Origin of the sequence: Bradyrhizobium australiense, assembly GCF_013114825.1 — a bacterium.
In the GTDB taxonomy this organism is placed as follows: domain Bacteria; phylum Pseudomonadota; class Alphaproteobacteria; order Rhizobiales; family Xanthobacteraceae; genus Bradyrhizobium; species Bradyrhizobium australiense.
This window is the reverse complement of the sequence record NZ_JAAVLX010000011.1, coordinates 1-15,368: the sequence shown is the minus strand read 5'-3', so window position 1 is coordinate 15,368 and position 15,368 is coordinate 1. Positions and strand designations below refer to the sequence as shown.

Below are 15,368 nucleotides of genomic sequence, written 5' to 3'. Positions count from 1 at the left end.
CGTTAAGGCCGCTTCGCAATCCCCTCGATGAAAAGATCCAGCACCGCCTCGGCCGTCCGCTCGGCCTCGGGGCCGGCGACGCCCCAGCGCGGAAAATGGCCGTCGATATTCATCCGGGCAAAACCATAGACCAGCGCCCGACCGGCGATCTGAACCTGCTTGAGGTCGGCGCTGCGGAGCTGGCCCGCCGCAGAGGCTTCCGCCAGCGTTTGCTCGGTCAGCGCGATCAGCTCTGCATTGTCCTTGGAGATGGCGGCCGCCCGGTCGTGGTCGAACAAGCGGCGGCTGGAAATGATCTCGAAATGGGTCGGGTTGCGCATCGCCCAGCGCAGGTAAGCGAGCCCGAGGCAGCGAAAGCGGCCGAGCGGATCGCCGACCGGCGCGCCGCGCAGCGCCGCCTCGATCTCCGCGCGGAACCCCCGTTGCGCCTCTTCCGCCACCGCCTGGATCAGGGCGTCGCGGCTCGGGAAATGCCGGAACGGCGCCCCCGGAGACACGCCGGCCCGGCGCGCGGCCTCGCGGACGCTGACCGCCTCCGCCCCGCCCTCCCCGACCAATTGCAGCGCGGCCTCGATCAGGACGCGCCGGAGATCGCCGTGGTGGTAGCGCTTGGGCGTGGCCGCGCGGGAGGCGCGCCGGCGCGGCTTGGCGGCGGAGGATTTCGCGACGGAAGGTTTGGCTGAATGGCGCATGCCCTCTCCTATCATCACCGGTTTGTGAATGTAAGCACCGATTACTCGGATTGACCCGACCAGCTAAGCATATGTAACTGGTGATTACATAGGTACCAAACCATCCACGTCATTGCGAGCGAAGCGAACCAATCCATCCGCCATTTCAAGAACGAAGGATGGATTGCTTCGCTTCGCTCGCAAGACAGCATAGACACTCGGGGGACGAACATGCCGACACGTCAAAACCGGTTCGAAGGCTGGCAGCTGTTCGCGCTGCTCTCGCTGACGTTGCTTGCACTCAGCATCTGGATCGCCGGCATGCGTGACTTCGAGGTCGACGGCGTGCGCATGGTGATCCGCTTCACCGCGCGCACCTCGCTGGTACTGTTCTGCCTCGCCTTCTCCGCCGCCGCGCTGGCGCTGATATGGCCGAACGCCTCGACGCGATGGCTGCGCCGCAACCGCCGCTATCTCGGCGTCACCTTTGCGGCCTCGCACGCCATCCACGCCGTAGCCATCTTTGCGTTCGCCGTGATGGACCCGGCGGGCTATGCGGCGGCGACCTCGATCGCGTCCTACATCTTCGGCGGCATCGGCTATGCCTTCATCATCGCGATGACCGCCACCTCATTCGACCGCACCGCAGCCGCAATCGGCGCACGCGCCTGGCGCCGGCTGCATCTCGCAGGCGGCTATTATTTGCTGTTCCAGTTCATGGTGTCGTTCGGCAAGCGGATTCCCGATATGCCGCTCTATGCGCTGTTCCTGATACCGCTCGTGGCCGTGTTCGCGCTGCGGATGATCGCGATGGCGCCGCGTGCCCAGGCGCCGGCGCGGGCAGGATGACTTAGTCGCCGGCAAGCAGATGATATTTCCGCCCAAGCCGGCGGTGCACTGACATGACGGCCCGGTCGATGTCGCTGATCAGGCTGTCGCCGAGAACGACGTTGGGAATTTCCCAGTTCCGCCCCTCACGAATGTTAGGAAGCGCGCGCACGGCGGGGACGGATGCGGTTTCGCATCCCGGCTGGCTGCGAAGCGCCGCGTCGGCGATTTGCGTCAGCTCCGCTCTGCTCTTTCCCGTTGTCACTGGCGGCCGATGCCTCTGCTCATCCCTGCGCCATCAGCCCGAGGCGCTTGGCGATGATCCGGTCGAGGGTGCGCCTGGGCAACACCGCCGCCATGAACTGGCGCATCGGATCCGGCGCGATTACGTAGCGCACCTTGGGATTGGGCAGCGTCAAGGCATCGAACACCTTCTCGGCAATTGTCTCGGCCGGCAAGCCGGTCGTGCCCAGGTTCAGCATGAAGGCACGGATCTTCTCCAGCGCCGGCAAGTACGGTGAGTTCTTGTAAGGCGAAATGTCGACCTCCTCGGCCTTGCTCCAGATCGGCGTCTTCACCGCGCCCGGCGCAATGATGATGACGTCGATCCCGAACAGCATTAGTTCGCGGCGCAGGCTCTCCGACAGCCCCTCGATCGCGTGCTTGGAGGCGGAATAGGCTGAAGTCATCGGATTGCCGTTCCTGCCGGCGACCGAGGACATCATCACGATCCGCCCCTTTGGCCCCTTCAGGGCCGGATCGGAGCCGAGCAGCGGCCCGAACGCCTGGGTCGCAATGATCGGGCCGATGAAGTTGACCTCCATCTGGCGGCGGAATTCGTCGGCGGCGAGTTCGAGCACCGGGCCCGAGACCGCAATGCCGGCGTTGTTGACGAGGCCGGCGAGCGTTTCGCCGCCGAGGGCATTGCGGACTTCGCGCGCGGCCGCCAGCACCGCGGCTTCATCCGTGACATCGAAGATCAGTGGCGTGAAGTTCGCCCCGAACTCAGCTTTGAGGCGGTCGGCGTCGGCCTGCTTGCGCACGCTGCCGAACACGCGGAAGCCGCGGTCGAGCAAGAGCTTCGCACTGGCCCAGCCGATGCCGGTGGACGCGCCGGTGATGACAACAGATCTCATGACCTAAGCCCTTGTAAGAGGTTTAATGAAGTTCGTCGTGAAGGAATGCTTAAGCGGCAGCTTCAGGAGCTTCCTCCGCGGAGGCGGCCAGCCTTGACGGCGTCTTGTTCGGCAGATTGCTATTCAAAGTTTCCCGGGAACGGTTTGGTGAGGATAGCAGCGGGACCGGAATACCGGAAGCGGCGGCGCAGAGCCGATCCGGTTCGACACGGGCGATTTATCGCGCAAAATCGCGGCATACGTCTCGATCGGAATGGTAAAGCAATTCGGAACGCAGAATTTGCAATGCGTGGCCTGCTCCGACGTGCGTATGTCCGCAATGCGCGCGGCCGACGTATTGCCCGATTCAGATGCAGTCGATCTGTAGTTCGACCGGGTCCCCGCTCTTAACGCGAGCGTAAGGCTCGGCTCGTCATTGTGGACGCCAACCCTTCAACAACAGACAGGCTGCCCATAATGGTGCAACAGCCGGCGCACTCGATCATCGCCGAACTTGAAGATGCCGTCAGAGGCGGTTCATCCGCCAAGCGGGTGGAAACCCTGCGGCAGGTCACCGATCTCTTCCTCCATGACGGAGAACGCCTCAGCGACGACCAAGTCAAGGTCTTCGACGACGTGCTGTGCCTCCTGATCGCGCGCGTCGAGACGCGGGCAAAGGCGGAGCTCTCCAAGCGGCTGGCGCCGCTCGACTACGCCCCGTTCGAGGTCATCCAGCATCTGGCCTGGGACGACGAGATCGAGGTCGCCGGCAGCGTGCTGGCCCATTCCAGCCGGCTCGGCACCGAGGTGCTGGTCGAGATCGCCAGCAGCAAGGGGCAGGATCACCTGCTCGCTATTTCGGGCCGCGCCGAACTGCCCGCGGCCGTGACCGACGTTATCGTCGACCGCGGCGAAGGCCAGGTGATCCGCAAGCTCGCCAACAATGCCGGCGCCAGGTTTTCCGACCAGGGCTATTCCACCATCGTCGCGCGCGCCGGCGCCGACGACGAACTGGTCGAAATCCTCGGCCTTCGCGCCGATTTCCCGGTCAAGTTCATGGGCGAGCTATTGCGCCGCGCCAAGGAGACCGTTCGCGCGCGGCTTCTGGCCATCGCGCCGCCCGCGCTCCAGGAAGAGATCAAACGGGTCCTGAACGAGGTCGCCCGCGAGGCGCCGCCCCCGAGCCGCAGCTTCGGCGTCGCGGAGGAATTCGTGAAGCTGATGAAGGGGCTGAACGAGCTCGACGACGCAGCAGTCTACAAATTCGCGGAGTCGAACAAGTTCGACGAAGTGACCGTCGCGCTCGCCGTCCTCAACGACATGCCGGTCGAGATGACAGCCAGGCTGATGGAAGGGCCGCGCGCCGACCTGATCCTCATTCCCTGCCGCTCGGCGCGGCTGAACTGGCCGACGGTCGAGTCGATTCTGCGCAACCGCCCGGCACATCCGATCAACGAGCAAACGCTGGAAATCGCGCAGCGCGACTACCGGAAGCTATCGATGGAGACGGCCCAGCGCACCGTGCGCTTCTGGCAGCTTCACAACAGGATCGAGAAGGAGCCGATCATCCGGGCGAATTGAGCCGGCGCCGTGGTCACGGCCCACCTAGCTCGCGATCCAACCAACCGTGGGCGGCGCCTCTGACCCATTCAAAGCCGAGCCGCCGGGTCAGATCGACCCCCTCGGGGTGAAGCATCCGCACCTCGGGGTGTTCGAAACTGTCCGGCATCAGACAGAACCCGAGGCCCGCGGCGACCATCGCGAGCGCCCGCGCGTCGCTGTCCGTCTGGGCGACGACTCTCGGCCGCACCTTCCACGCATCGAGAATCCGCGATGCCGATTGCAACTGCTCGCAGTGCACGCGCACGATCAGAGGCTGGCCTGCCAATATCTCCGGAGAGACCGGCCCGCGGGGGAACGAGCGTGCGGAAACGGCCAGCGTCTGCCGGTCTGCCGCCAGCTCCAGCTGCCGGTGGCCACGCGCAGCCGATCCCAGCGCGGTAAGGATGACGTCGTAACGACCGTTGGCAAGCCGCTGCCGCAGCTTGGGAAGGGGCGCATCCTCGGTCCGCCACGACCGTGCGGGCTCAAGTGCCCGCAACCGCTCAATGCATTGCGCCACGAATGGCGGAGAAATCGTCGGCAGAATTCCAAGCCGCAGCGGCCTGCCCGATGGCTTGCCGCCGGACGCCGTTTTGAGCCGCTCGGTCTGGCGCAGAATCGACCGCGAGGTCTCCAGCACCTCTCCGCCCCGGGACGTGAGCCTCACGCCGCGCGCATGACGCTCCAGCACTGCGAATCCCAGCTCGGCTTCGAGCGAAGCGATCGCGGCCGACAGCGTCGGCTGCGTGACGAACGCCCGACGCGCCCCGGCGCTGAAGCTGCCCGCTTCGGCGACGGCCACGAAATACCTAATCTGCTTAAAGTCCATCCATAGAAGATATCTATAGCTCGATATCAGAGCAATCGCGATTGCCTAAGCCTCTCGCTAGCCCGAGCATGGGCGCTCGCTTAAACAGCCGGGAGGGACCGATGGACGATCTGAAACCGCAGATGACCGCGCACGATGCGATCCGCGAATTGGTCGAGCGGGTCACCTACGCGCCCGGCTACACGAGCGCCGTCGGCACCAAGGTCGAGAGCGCGGAACCCGGCCATGTCGTGATGTCGCTCGCGAAAAGCGGCGGTCTTTTGCAGGCGAACGGCTTCTTTCATGGCGGCGTCATCGCCGGGCTGGCGGACCATGCCGGCGGCGGCGCCGTGACCACGGCCATGCCGCCTGGCCGGTTTGCCGTGACCATCAATCTGCAAGTCAGCTATCTCGCCGTGGCGAAGGGCCAATCGCTGATCGCTCGCGCCCGCGCGATCCAGGTCGGAAGCACGATTGGCGTGGCGCATGTCGACGTGGCGTCACTCGCCGACGGAACGGAGACGCCGTGCGCGGTAGCGATCGTGACTCTTCGCGGCGTCGACTTCCCGGCCCTATAAATGCCACGCAATGCTGGACACTACCGATGGACCGGGCGTCATTCGCAGGACGCGAGGTCAAGCCCGGTTCGCTGCTGATCCAACACATGAGAGATTCGAAAGCGCAGAAGCGAAGGTCCGGCCGCGCTGCTCGATAGATCGTCGAGCTGTTTTCGCGGCGAGAATACAGATTAAGCAACCGCGCTTAGAAGCGGTAAACGCTGGCTTATCCGTCGCTAATGTAGTTGTTGAGCTGCTTCGCACCAAGAATGTGCATGAAGCGTCAGTTCTTTCGTTTCGGCTTGGTTGGCGCGCTTCGTGCGGCGCGTTGAAGAATGTGGTTGAGTCACCAGTTCTTCAAGGAAACGGCGAGACCGCGGGTTGCGATCTCGCCGGATATTGTCGTTCAAGGTTTAATATTTGGTGTGCCGTCGTGGGGTGGGCAAAGGCGCGCACTTCGCGCCGTGCCCATTTTCATCCGCAACCGTCCTCTTGAGTGGTGGGCACGCTGCGCTTTGCCGACCCTACCTGCCGGCCGCCCTGCTTCAGTTCTTGGTCTTGTCGACCAGCGCGCCCTTCTTGATCCACGGCATCATGTCACGGAGCTTGGCGCCGACTTCCTCGATCGGATGCTCGGCGAGCTTGGCGCGGGTCGCCTTGAACGAGGTCTGGTTGACCTTGTTCTCCAACATCCAATCGCGGGCGAACTTGCCGGACTGGATGTCATTGAGCACCCGCTTCATCTCCTTCTTGGTCTCGTCAGTGACAATCCGCGGGCCGGTGACGTATTCGCCGTACTCGGCGGTATTGGAGATCGAGTAGTTCATGTTGGCGATGCCGCCTTCATAGATCAGGTCGACGATCAGCTTCACCTCGTGCAGGCACTCGAAATAGGCCATCTCGGGGGCGTAGCCGGCTTCGACCAGCGTCTCGTAACCGCCCTTGATCAGCTCGACCAGGCCGCCGCAGAGCACCACCTGCTCGCCGAACAGGTCGGTCTCGCACTCTTCCTTGAAGGTGGTCTCGATGATGCCGGCGCGGCCGCCGCCGATCGCCGAGGCATAGCTCAGGCCGAGGTCATGGGCATTGCCGGAGACGTCCTTGGCAATCGCGATCAGGCAGGGCACGCCGCCGCCGCGCTGGTATTCCGAGCGCACGGTGTGGCCGGGGCCCTTCGGCGCGATCATCAGCACGTCGAGGTCGGCGCGCGGGTCGAGCAGGTTGAAATGGACGTTGAGGCCGTGGGCGAAGACCAGCGCCGCGCCCTTCTTCATGTTGTCGTGCAGGTGCTCGCGGTAGATGTCGCCCTGCAGCTCATCCGGGGTGAGCATCATCACGAGATCGGCCCATTTGGCGGCCTCGGCGACTTCCATCACTTTGAAGCCGGCGGCTTCCGCCTTCTTGGCCGAGGCCGAACCCTTGCGGAGCGCGATCGCCACTTCCTTGACGCCGGAGTCCTTCAGGTTCAGCGCATGGGCGTGGCCCTGGCTGCCATAGCCGACGATGACGACCTTTTTGCCCTTGATCAGGTTCAGGTCGGCGTCGCGATCGTAATAAACACGCATGGTCGTTTCCTCAATAGATGGCCAAAAACGGCCGGTTAATCAGGCATTTGGACAGGTGGGACCGCCGGTCGCCCGCGAATTTCCGGCGTTGTCTAGAGCATTTTCCGCTCCAGGGGAAACCTGTTTATGCATGGCCCGCTGCGGCATCATGCGTCCATGAAGACCGGGTAGAGCGAGGCCAGCAGCAGCACCGCCATCACGATGTTAAAAGCCCGCACCGCCCGCGGGGAGGTCAGGATCGGCCGGAGCGCAGTGCCGAACAGGGCCCAGGCGGTGCACGACAGGATGCCCAGGATTAGACTGAGGCCGACCTGGATCGCGATGTTCCAGGGGTAAGCGGCGATCGCCGCATAGGCGGTGATGGTGCCGATCACCATGACCCAGCCTTTGGCGTTGACCCACTGGAACATGGCGGCGCCCCAGAACGTCATCGGGCGGCCTTCGCGATGCTTGTCCTGATCTACCGAAGGCGGCTCTGACATCGCAATCGCCCAGGCCAGATAGACCAGGTAGGCCACGCCGGCATATTTCAGGATCGTCTGCAACGCGGGATAGGCGATGAAGATGGTGCCGAGGCCGAGGCCAACCGCACCGATCATGAAGGCGAAGCCGATGGTGATGCCGAGGATGTGCGGGATGGTCGGACGGAAGCCGTAAGTGAGCCCTGATGACAGCAGCATGATGTTGTTCGGCCCCGGCGTGAAGAACATCACGGTGGCGAACATCACGAAGGCGATGAAAAGCGATTGCGACATGGAGGCCTCATGCGATCTTTGGCAGAACTTGTTTTTCTGAAGCCTTGGTACGTTTGGACAGCAGCATGACGGCGATGCCGCCGACCACCGTGATCATGCCGGCGAGCCGAAGCGGCCCGAAGGTTTCGCCGAACACCACGCTCGATGCCGCGGAACCGACGAACGGCACCAACAGCGCGAACGGCACCACCTGCGCCGCCGGGTAATCCCGTAGCAGCCTCCCCCACAGCCAATAGGCAATGCTGGTGGAGACGCCGCCGAGCCCAATCATGCACAGCAAGCCGGTCAGGGACATATGGGTCAGCGCATGCCAGGTCGGCTGCGGACCGTTGCTGACCAGCGTCAGGGCGAGCAGCGGCACGGCGGCGACGAGGCACAGCCATGCGAACAGGTCGAACATCGGTACGCCCTGCGCGCGCCGCAGCAGCAGATTGCCGGCCGCAAAGCTGAGCGGCGAGATCATCAAAATCGCGAAGGCGCCGACGCTGAAATCGTAACCGACGGTGCCGCAGATCATGAGCAGGCCTGCGGTGGCAATAGCAATGCCGACTGTCTGCCACAGGCTCGGCCGCTCACGGAACAGGAGCGCGGCAAAGCCGATCGTGAACAGCGCCTGGCTTTGGACGATCACGCTGGAGAGGCCGACGGGAACGCCGTGCGCAATGGCAAAAGCCTGGGCGAGAAACTGGCCGAGAAACAGCGTGAAGCTGATCGCGATCAGCACCTTCCATGAAACCTTGGGACGCGCCACGAACAGGCAGGGCAAGGCCGCGATGGAAAAGCGCAGCGTCGTCATCAGTTCCGGCGAAAATTCGTTGAGCGCGATCCGGCTCGCCACGAAAGCAAGCCCCCAGATCATCGCCACTAGCACGGCGATGCAGACATCGGCCGGTTTCATTTTTTTAGCTCTGTTGGTCCGGCTTTGGTTTGCGCAGCAGGTAGGTGCCGTGGAGGGGCGCGTGATAGTCGACCGATTCCAGCGTGAATCCGATATCGGTCAGCATGCGCTCGATCACCCAGCCGAAGGTCGAGTATTCGTCGCGCATATGGGTGACCACGCCTTCGCGCTGGAAATCGTGGTTCTTGATGGTGAAATCGGCCCATTGCTCGACATCGCGCTCGACGCCGTCGGGCATGCTGACGAACACGATGTCGCGCAGGTAGAAATTCGCGCCGGGCTTCAGCGCGGCATAGATCCGCGCCAGCGCCACTGCCTTCCAGAAGTCAGGCAGATGGTGCAGCGTGAATTCGCTGACGATCAGGTCGTAGGAATTCGGCTGATAGGCGAAGCTCAACAGACCCGCGGGTTGGGTGCGGATCGACGCCCTTCGGTCGCGCGCGTGAATGTTGGCGAGCGCCAGCATGGCCGGCGAAATGTCTATCGCATCGACCTCGGCACCCATCAGCGCCGCCTCGCAGGCCAGTACACCATTGCCGCAACCGATATCGGCCACCCGCCAACCGCGCTGCACGCCGAGCATGGTGAGCGCGGCGCGTGCGCGTTCGTCGCTGTCGTCGTGGCGGTCGTAGAGCGAGGCGACCGCCGAATCGAGCCCGAGCCGCCGCCTTTGAGTGTAATACCAGTCACGCGCCAGCATGTTCACATCCCCTCAGGCCCGCGCCCGATCGCGGCAACGCCAGTGCGCGACACCTCGACAAGGCCGAGCGGGCGCATCAGGTCGATGAATTGACTGATCTTGGCGGAATTGCCTGTGATCTCGAACACAAAACTCTCGGTCGTGGCATCGATCACCCGGGCGCGGAACGCATCCGCCAGCCGCAGCGCCTCGACCCGGCTGTCGCCATGGCCGCGTACTTTCACCATGGCGAGTTCCCGCTCGATCGAGCGCCCGGTGATGGTCATGTCGACGACGCGGTAGACCGGAATCATGCGGTCGAGCTGGTGCTTGATCTGCTCGATCACCATCGGCGTGCCTGTGGTGACGATGGTGATGCGGGAGAGATGTTTCTGGCTCTCCGTCTCGGAGACGGTGAGACTATCGATGTTATAGCCGCGGCCGGAGAACAGGCCGATCACGCGCGCGAGCACGCCGGGCTCGTTCTGCACCAGCACCGAGAGGGTGTGCGTCTCGTTGGGGTCGTGGCGCTCTTCCAGGAAGTAGGCGGATGCGGGCTGGTTCATTGTCGTCCCCTTGTCATTCTCCGGTGTCATGCCCGCGAAGGCGGACATCCAGTAATCGCCGGCGCCTGCGATTGATCGCAAGGCCGCGGCGTACCGGATCGTCCGGCCAAGCCGGACGATGACGTTACTATTTGCGGCAGGCGGATAGCCATCCTCACACCGCCATCCTGTCGGTGACAGCAACCTCCGTCCCGACCCATGTTCGGAACCGATCGAAATCGACATTGCCGCCGGTCAGAACCAGGCCGATGCGTTTGCCTTGAAGTCGGTTCTTTTCCTGCAACGCGGCTGCGAGCGCGGCCGCGCCGGCGCCCTCCGCAAGATTGTGAGTGTCGGTCCAGTAGGCCCGCATCGCTGCGGCGATCTCGTCATCCGTGACCTGCACCATGCGCGAAGCACCCTTGTGCATGATCGCGACTGCGTCGGCATCGGGAATGCGCGTCGCCACGCCGTCGGCGCGCGTGTTGCTGGTCTCGGTCGTCACGACCATGCCCGCCGCAAACGACAGCGCATACGCTGGTGCCTCAGTCGACTGCACTCCGACAATTTCCGTCTTCAAGCCCAAGAGATCGCGCGCCAAGATGCAGCCGCAGATGCCGGAGCCCTGCCCGATCGGCACATAGAGCACGTCGATATCCGGCGCCTTTCGCAATAATTCGAGCGCGTAGGTCGCGACGCCCAGGACCAGATCGGGATGAAACGCCGGTACGATTTCAAGGCCGTTGCTCTCGGCACGGCGATAGGCTTCCTCGCGCGCGGCCTGAAAATCCTCACCATATTCGACAAGCTCGGCGCCGAACGCCCGTATGGCACGATTCTGCTCGACCGAATTACCGCGCGGCACGTAGATCGTCACCGGAAGCTTGTAACGGCTCGCCGCAAAAGCAAGGCTTTGACCGTGATTGCCTCGCGTCGCCGAGATCAGACCGGCGACGCCGGGCCGCTCGCGCTTCAGGCGATCGAAATACACCAGTCCGCCGCGCACCTTGAACGCGCCTGTCGGCGTGTGGTTCTCATGCTTGACGATCACCGTCGTGCCGAGCCGCTCGGCCAACAGCGGCCAGGCATGCACCGGCGTCGGCGGCACCGCCTGCCCTACGATTCCGTGCGCGCGTTCGAGCTCTGCGAGGTCAAACATGTTGGTCTTCCAGTCTATCTTTCCTCGTTCCTGTCATCGTCGCGAAGGCGGGGATCCAGTATTCCAGAGACGCCCGAGAGTAACTGGGACGCCGCGGCGTACTGGATCGCCCGGTCGAGCCGGGCGATGACAGCGGAATTTCCTCACACCAGCGCCTTGCCGCCCGCGAACGCCGCGGCGGTGGCTTCATCGGTCGCTTCCACCGGCAACAGCATTTCGTTGTGCGCCTTGCCCGACGGAATCATCGGGAAACAGTTTTCCAGCGCGGCGACGCGGCAATCGAACAGCACCGGACGCCTGACCTTGATCATCTCCTTGAGCGCGCCGTCGAGATCGCCGGGCTTGATCGCCTGCAGGCCCACGCAGCCGAAGGCGTCCGCCAGCTTGACGAAATCCGGCAGCGCCTCGGAGTAAGAATGCGACAGCCGGTTGCCGTGCAGAAGCTGCTGCCACTGCCGCACCATGCCCATATACTGGTTGTTCAGGATGAAGATCTTGATCGGCAATTCAAACTGAACCGCCGTCGACATCTCCTGCATCGTCATCTGCACCGAGGCATCGCCCGCGATGTCGATCACGAGGCTGTCGGGATGGGCGACCTGCACGCCGAGCGCCGCCGGCAGGCCGTAGCCCATGGTGCCCAATCCGCCGGACGTCATCCAGCGATGCGGCTCCTCAAAACCGAAGAACTGTGCCGCCCACATCTGGTGCTGGCCGACCTCTGTCGTGATGTAGGTGTCGTGGCCGCGTGTCGCCGCGAACAGGCGTTCGATGGCGTATTGCGGCAGGATGATATCGTTGCTCTTCTTGTAGGCGAGCGAATTGCGCGCCCGCCACGTGGCAATCTCCTGCCACCAGGTCTTGATGTCGGGCTTCTTCGCTTCCGTCTTGAACACCTGCAAGAGATCGCCGAGCACGTTGCCGGCGTCGCCGATGATCGGAATGTCGACGCGGATGTTCTTGTTGATCGAGGACGGATCGATGTCGATGTGGATCTTCTTCGAGCCCGGCGAGAACGCGTCGACGCGACCGGTGATACGGTCGTCGAAACGCGCGCCGACGCACAGCATGACGTCGCAATCATGCATCGCCATGTTTGCCTCGTAGGTGCCATGCATGCCGAGCATGCCGAGCCAGTTCTTGCCGGTGGCCGGGTAAGCGCCGAGGCCCATCAGGGTCGATGTGATCGGAAATCCCGTGACATCTACGAGCTCACGCAGCAGCTTCGAGGCTTCGGGTCCGGAATTGATGACGCCGCCGCCGGAATAGATCACCGGGCGCCTGGCAGACGCGAGCAGTGCGACGGCTTTGCGGATCTGCGCGGCATCGCCCTTCACCCGCGGCGTGTAGGAGACATGGACGTCGTCCTTGCGCGGCGGATGGTAAGTGCCCGTTGCGAACTGCACATCCTTGGGCACGTCGACCAGCACCGGGCCGGGACGACCCGTGGTCGCGACATAGAACGCCTCGTGCAACACTTTCGCCAGATCGTTGACGTCGCGCACCAGCCAGTTGTGCTTTGTGCAAGGACGCGTGATGCCGACCGTGTCGCATTCCTGGAACGCGTCGTTGCCGATCAGATGGGTCGGGACCTGGCCGGTGATGCAGACCAACGGAATCGAATCCATCAGCGCATCCGTCAGCGGTGTCACCATGTTGGTGGCGCCGGGGCCCGATGTCACCAGCGCCACGCCGGGCTTGCCGGTCGAGCGCGCATAGCCTTCCGCGGCGTGGCCGGCGCCCTGCTCGTGCCGCACCAGGATGTGCTCGACCTCGCTCTGCTGGAAAATCTCGTCATAGATCGGGAGCACCGCGCCGCCGGGATAGCCGAAGATGTGCTGAACGCCATGATCGATGAGTGCGCGCACGATCATCGCGGCGCCGGTCATCTGATTGGGGTCGTGGCTCTTGTCGGTCATGGTCTGCTCCGGATGCGCTGTGGGCGCGGCTTCTTTCGGTTGTCTGTTTTGGGAAATAAAAAAGGGCCCGAGAGGCCCCATGCACACCGCCTGAATTTGGATGGCCGCTAGCCATCCCCGGCGGTGCGCCTGGGTACGACGACGATAAGGAGTTTGGTAATAATATTACGCATCTTGCGGCTCGGACTTCCCAAAGGTTGCGCGGGTTATACCGTTCGGCCCTCGAAAGTCAAGAGACGGACGCTTTCCGCGCGATTTGGCCAGTGTAGCGGTGTTCCGGGCATTCGGCGAGGGGGAATTTCATGTGTGCAGCCATGCGGGCGCCGTCAGTCCGACGTCATTCCGGGATGGTCCGAAGGACCAGACCTGGAATCTCGAGGTTCTCAGATGTGCAATTGCACATCTTAGTTCGTTCGTTTCACGAGCGCCCCGTAATGACGGTGGCAACCCACCCCCTCGCCGCCTCCGGCGCGATCCATTCGAACTCCGGCAGTTGGTGCCTGAACCAGGTGAATTGGCGCTTGGCGTAATGGCGGGTGTCGGCGCGGCCGATTTCGGCGGCCTGCTCGCGCGTGATCTCGCCGTGCAAGTACCGGATCAACGCCGGCACGCCATGGGCCTTCATCGCCGGCAACAGCGGATCGAGCTTTCGCGCCGCTAATGCAGCGACCTCCTCGAGGGCGCCTCCCCCCAGCATCACGTCAAACCGTGCATCGATGCGCGCATAGAGTTGTTCGCGTTCGGGCGCCAGGAACAGCGCGGAGAATTCGCCCGGTGGCAATAGCGGCGGCAGCCCTTCGCGATGCCAGTCCGGCAGCGCGCGTCCGGTGGCTTCGACGACCTCCAGCGCACGCGCAATCCGGGTGCGGTCGCGTGGCTTCAGCCGTTCGGCGGAGACCGGATCGCGCCGCGCCAGCTCAGTGTGCAACGCCTCGACGCCATCGCATTCCAGCCGCGCGCGAACGGCATCCCGCACCTCGGCCGGGATCGGCGGCACCGCGGACAGACCGCGCGTCAATGCCTTGAAGTACAGGCCGGAGCCGCCGATGAAGATCGGCAGACGCTTTGCCGCGCGCGCCTCCGACAGCACTTTTTCCGCGTCCGCCACCCAGGCGCCCGCCGAGAAATTGACCGACGCATCGACATGGCCATAGAGCCGATGCGGCACCCGCGCCTCCTCCTCCATTGTCGGTCGCGCCGTGATGATGCGGAGATCTCGGTAGACCTGCATGGAATCGGTGTTGATGATGACCCCGCCGGTCCTTTGCGCCAGTTCGAGCGCCAGGGCCGACTTGCCGCTGGCGGTCGGCCCTGCGATAAGCACGGCCTTGCTCAAATCTAGCTGATACGCCTGCATGTCCCTGGTCGCCACCCTCATCTGCAATCCGGCCAATCCCGCGCTCGACACCACCATTGTCGACGGCGCGCTGGCCGTACTCCCCTCGCCGGGAACGGCGCAATGGCTGTTTGACGAAGTGGCAGTCGACATTCCCTTTGACAGCCAGGTCAAGAGCCCGGACGCGATCAAGGCGATCGAAACCCGCCTGCAACAGGCGCGCGGCGACCTGCCGATCGACATTGTCGTGCAGCCCGCCGCGTTCAGGCGCAAGAAGCTTTTTCTGGCGGACATGGATTCCACCATGATCGGACAGGAATGCATCGACGAGTTGGCCGATTTCGCCGGGCTGAAAGCGCATGTCGCCGCCATCACCGAGCGCGCGATGCGCGGCGAAATCGAATTCGAGCCGGCGCTGCGCGAGCGTGTCGCGCTTCTGAAGGACCTGCCGGTCAGCGTGGTCGATGAGGTCCTCGCCAAACGCATCACACCCACGCCGGGAGGCCGCGAATTGGTTGCCACCATGCGCGCCAACGGCGCCTGGACCTGTCTGATTTCGGGCGGCTTCACGCTGTTCACCCATGCGGTCGCGGCCAAGATCGGCTTCCAGGAAAACCGCGCCAACGAGCTGAAGGTGCGAGACGGAAAATTCAGCGGCGAGGTTGCCGAGCCGATCCTCGGCCGCGCCGCCAAGCTGGCTACCCTCATCGAGCTGCGCGAAACCTTCGACCTCGACAAGATCGATACGCTGGTGACCGGCGACGGCGCCAACGACCTCGGCATGATCCAGGCGGCGGGGCTTGGCGTCGCCTATCACGCGAAGCCCGCGGTTGCGGCGGCGGCAGCGGCGCGGATCGACTACGGCGACCTCACCGCGCTGTTGTACGCGCAAGGCTATCGGCGCGAGGAATTTGTGGAAGGATAGGACGAC

16 protein-coding genes are annotated in these 15,368 nt (G+C 63.8%); 4 read left to right on the top strand and 12 right to left on the bottom strand.

Annotated elements, in window-relative coordinates:
• Positions 1–2: 2 nt before the first annotated feature.
• Positions 3–692 carry a TetR/AcrR family transcriptional regulator gene (locus HCN58_RS29020; RefSeq protein ID WP_171582789.1) on the bottom strand — a complete coding sequence of 230 codons (690 nt, stop codon included), beginning with the start codon at positions 690–692 and terminating at the stop codon, positions 3–5.
• Positions 693–902: 210 nt separating this feature from the next.
• Between HCN58_RS29020 and HCN58_RS29015 the strand changes: the two genes are divergently transcribed.
• Positions 903–1,520, top strand: a complete 618-nt coding sequence (locus HCN58_RS29015) for a hypothetical protein (RefSeq protein WP_171582788.1) — start codon at positions 903–905, stop codon at positions 1,518–1,520.
• 1 nt (position 1,521) lies between these two features.
• Here HCN58_RS29015 and HCN58_RS29010 read toward each other — a convergent pair whose 3' ends face one another.
• The gene (locus HCN58_RS29010; RefSeq protein WP_171582787.1) at positions 1,522–1,764 is read right to left on the bottom strand and encodes a hypothetical protein; all 243 of its coding nucleotides are present in this window, start codon (positions 1,762–1,764) and stop codon (positions 1,522–1,524) included.
• 19 nt (positions 1,765–1,783) lie between these two features.
• A complete protein-coding gene (locus HCN58_RS29005) occupies positions 1,784–2,635 on the bottom strand; it encodes an SDR family oxidoreductase (protein ID WP_171582786.1) in 852 nt (283 codons plus the stop codon).
• Between the two features lie 456 nt (positions 2,636–3,091).
• Between HCN58_RS29005 and HCN58_RS29000 the strand changes: the two genes are divergently transcribed.
• Positions 3,092–4,195: a DUF2336 domain-containing protein gene (locus HCN58_RS29000; protein ID WP_171582785.1), complete on the top strand. Its 1,104-nt coding sequence runs from the start codon at positions 3,092–3,094 to the stop codon at positions 4,193–4,195.
• 13 nt (positions 4,196–4,208) lie between these two features.
• Here HCN58_RS29000 and HCN58_RS28995 read toward each other — a convergent pair whose 3' ends face one another.
• Positions 4,209–5,045, bottom strand: a complete 837-nt coding sequence (locus tag HCN58_RS28995; RefSeq protein WP_171582784.1) for a LysR family transcriptional regulator — start codon at positions 5,043–5,045, stop codon at positions 4,209–4,211.
• Between the two features lie 101 nt (positions 5,046–5,146).
• Here HCN58_RS28995 and HCN58_RS28990 point away from each other — a divergent pair, with 101 nt between their 5' ends.
• Entirely contained in the window at positions 5,147–5,602 is a 456-nt protein-coding gene (locus HCN58_RS28990; RefSeq protein WP_171582783.1) for a PaaI family thioesterase, read from the top strand.
• Between the two features lie 524 nt (positions 5,603–6,126).
• On the opposite strand, the gene ilvC is transcribed toward HCN58_RS28990, so the two are convergent.
• The 8 genes from ilvC to miaA form a co-directional block, all read right to left on the bottom strand.
• Entirely contained in the window at positions 6,127–7,146 is a 1,020-nt protein-coding gene (gene ilvC / locus HCN58_RS28985) for a ketol-acid reductoisomerase (protein WP_065749544.1), read from the bottom strand.
• 146 nt (positions 7,147–7,292) lie between these two features.
• On the bottom strand, positions 7,293–7,901 hold the full coding sequence (locus HCN58_RS28980) for a LysE family translocator (RefSeq protein ID WP_171582782.1): 609 nt from the start codon (positions 7,899–7,901) through the stop codon (positions 7,293–7,295).
• Between the two features lie 7 nt (positions 7,902–7,908).
• Positions 7,909–8,799: an EamA family transporter gene (locus HCN58_RS28975; protein ID WP_171582781.1), complete on the bottom strand. Its 891-nt coding sequence runs from the start codon at positions 8,797–8,799 to the stop codon at positions 7,909–7,911.
• A gap of 4 nt (positions 8,800–8,803) precedes the next feature.
• Positions 8,804–9,499, bottom strand: a complete 696-nt coding sequence (locus HCN58_RS28970; protein ID WP_171582780.1) for a class I SAM-dependent methyltransferase — start codon at positions 9,497–9,499, stop codon at positions 8,804–8,806.
• 2 nt (positions 9,500–9,501) lie between these two features.
• Positions 9,502–10,044, bottom strand: a complete 543-nt coding sequence (gene ilvN / locus HCN58_RS28965; RefSeq protein ID WP_171583000.1) for an acetolactate synthase small subunit — start codon at positions 10,042–10,044, stop codon at positions 9,502–9,504.
• Positions 10,045–10,198: 154 nt separating this feature from the next.
• Entirely contained in the window at positions 10,199–11,182 is a 984-nt protein-coding gene (locus HCN58_RS28960) for a threonine dehydratase (protein ID WP_171582779.1), read from the bottom strand.
• A 143-nt stretch (positions 11,183–11,325) separates the two neighbouring features.
• Entirely contained in the window at positions 11,326–13,101 is a 1,776-nt protein-coding gene (locus tag HCN58_RS28955) for an acetolactate synthase 3 large subunit (RefSeq protein ID WP_171582778.1), read from the bottom strand.
• A 418-nt stretch (positions 13,102–13,519) separates the two neighbouring features.
• Entirely contained in the window at positions 13,520–14,479 is a 960-nt protein-coding gene (gene miaA, locus HCN58_RS28950; RefSeq protein WP_235983983.1) for a tRNA (adenosine(37)-N6)-dimethylallyltransferase MiaA, read from the bottom strand.
• Here miaA and serB point away from each other — a divergent pair.
• The gene (gene serB, locus HCN58_RS28945) at positions 14,457–15,362 is read left to right on the top strand and encodes a phosphoserine phosphatase SerB (protein WP_171582777.1); all 906 of its coding nucleotides are present in this window, start codon (positions 14,457–14,459) and stop codon (positions 15,360–15,362) included. The genes miaA and serB overlap by 23 nt on opposite strands.
• The last annotated feature ends 6 nt before the right edge of the window (positions 15,363–15,368 follow it).

Excerpts from the sequence above, each read along its gene's own strand:
- HCN58_RS28980 (WP_171582782.1), bottom strand. The coding sequence starts at position 7,901 with ATGTCGCAATCGCTTTTCATCGCCTTCGTGATGTTCGCCACCGTGATG.
- HCN58_RS29020 (WP_171582789.1), bottom strand. The coding sequence starts at position 692 with ATGCGCCATTCAGCCAAACCTTCCGTCGCGAAATCCTCCGCCGCCAAG.
- ilvN (WP_171583000.1), bottom strand. The coding sequence starts at position 10,044 with ATGAACCAGCCCGCATCCGCCTACTTCCTGGAAGAGCGCCACGACCCC.
- HCN58_RS28970 (WP_171582780.1), bottom strand. The coding sequence starts at position 9,499 with ATGCTGGCGCGTGACTGGTATTACACTCAAAGGCGGCGGCTCGGGCTC.
- HCN58_RS28960 (WP_171582779.1), bottom strand. The coding sequence starts at position 11,182 with ATGTTTGACCTCGCAGAGCTCGAACGCGCGCACGGAATCGTAGGGCAG.
- miaA (WP_235983983.1), bottom strand. The coding sequence starts at position 14,479 with ATGAGGGTGGCGACCAGGGACATGCAGGCGTATCAGCTAGATTTGAGC.
- HCN58_RS29000 (WP_171582785.1), top strand. The coding sequence starts at position 3,092 with ATGGTGCAACAGCCGGCGCACTCGATCATCGCCGAACTTGAAGATGCC.
- ilvC (WP_065749544.1), bottom strand. The coding sequence starts at position 7,146 with ATGCGTGTTTATTACGATCGCGACGCCGACCTGAACCTGATCAAGGGC.
- HCN58_RS28955 (WP_171582778.1), bottom strand. The coding sequence starts at position 13,101 with ATGACCGACAAGAGCCACGACCCCAATCAGATGACCGGCGCCGCGATG.
- HCN58_RS28975 (WP_171582781.1), bottom strand. The coding sequence starts at position 8,799 with ATGAAACCGGCCGATGTCTGCATCGCCGTGCTAGTGGCGATGATCTGG.
- HCN58_RS29005 (WP_171582786.1), bottom strand. The coding sequence starts at position 2,635 with ATGAGATCTGTTGTCATCACCGGCGCGTCCACCGGCATCGGCTGGGCC.
- HCN58_RS29015 (WP_171582788.1), top strand. The coding sequence starts at position 903 with ATGCCGACACGTCAAAACCGGTTCGAAGGCTGGCAGCTGTTCGCGCTG.
- HCN58_RS28990 (WP_171582783.1), top strand. The coding sequence starts at position 5,147 with ATGGACGATCTGAAACCGCAGATGACCGCGCACGATGCGATCCGCGAA.
- serB (WP_171582777.1), top strand. The coding sequence starts at position 14,457 with ATGTCCCTGGTCGCCACCCTCATCTGCAATCCGGCCAATCCCGCGCTC.
- HCN58_RS28995 (WP_171582784.1), bottom strand. The coding sequence starts at position 5,045 with ATGGACTTTAAGCAGATTAGGTATTTCGTGGCCGTCGCCGAAGCGGGC.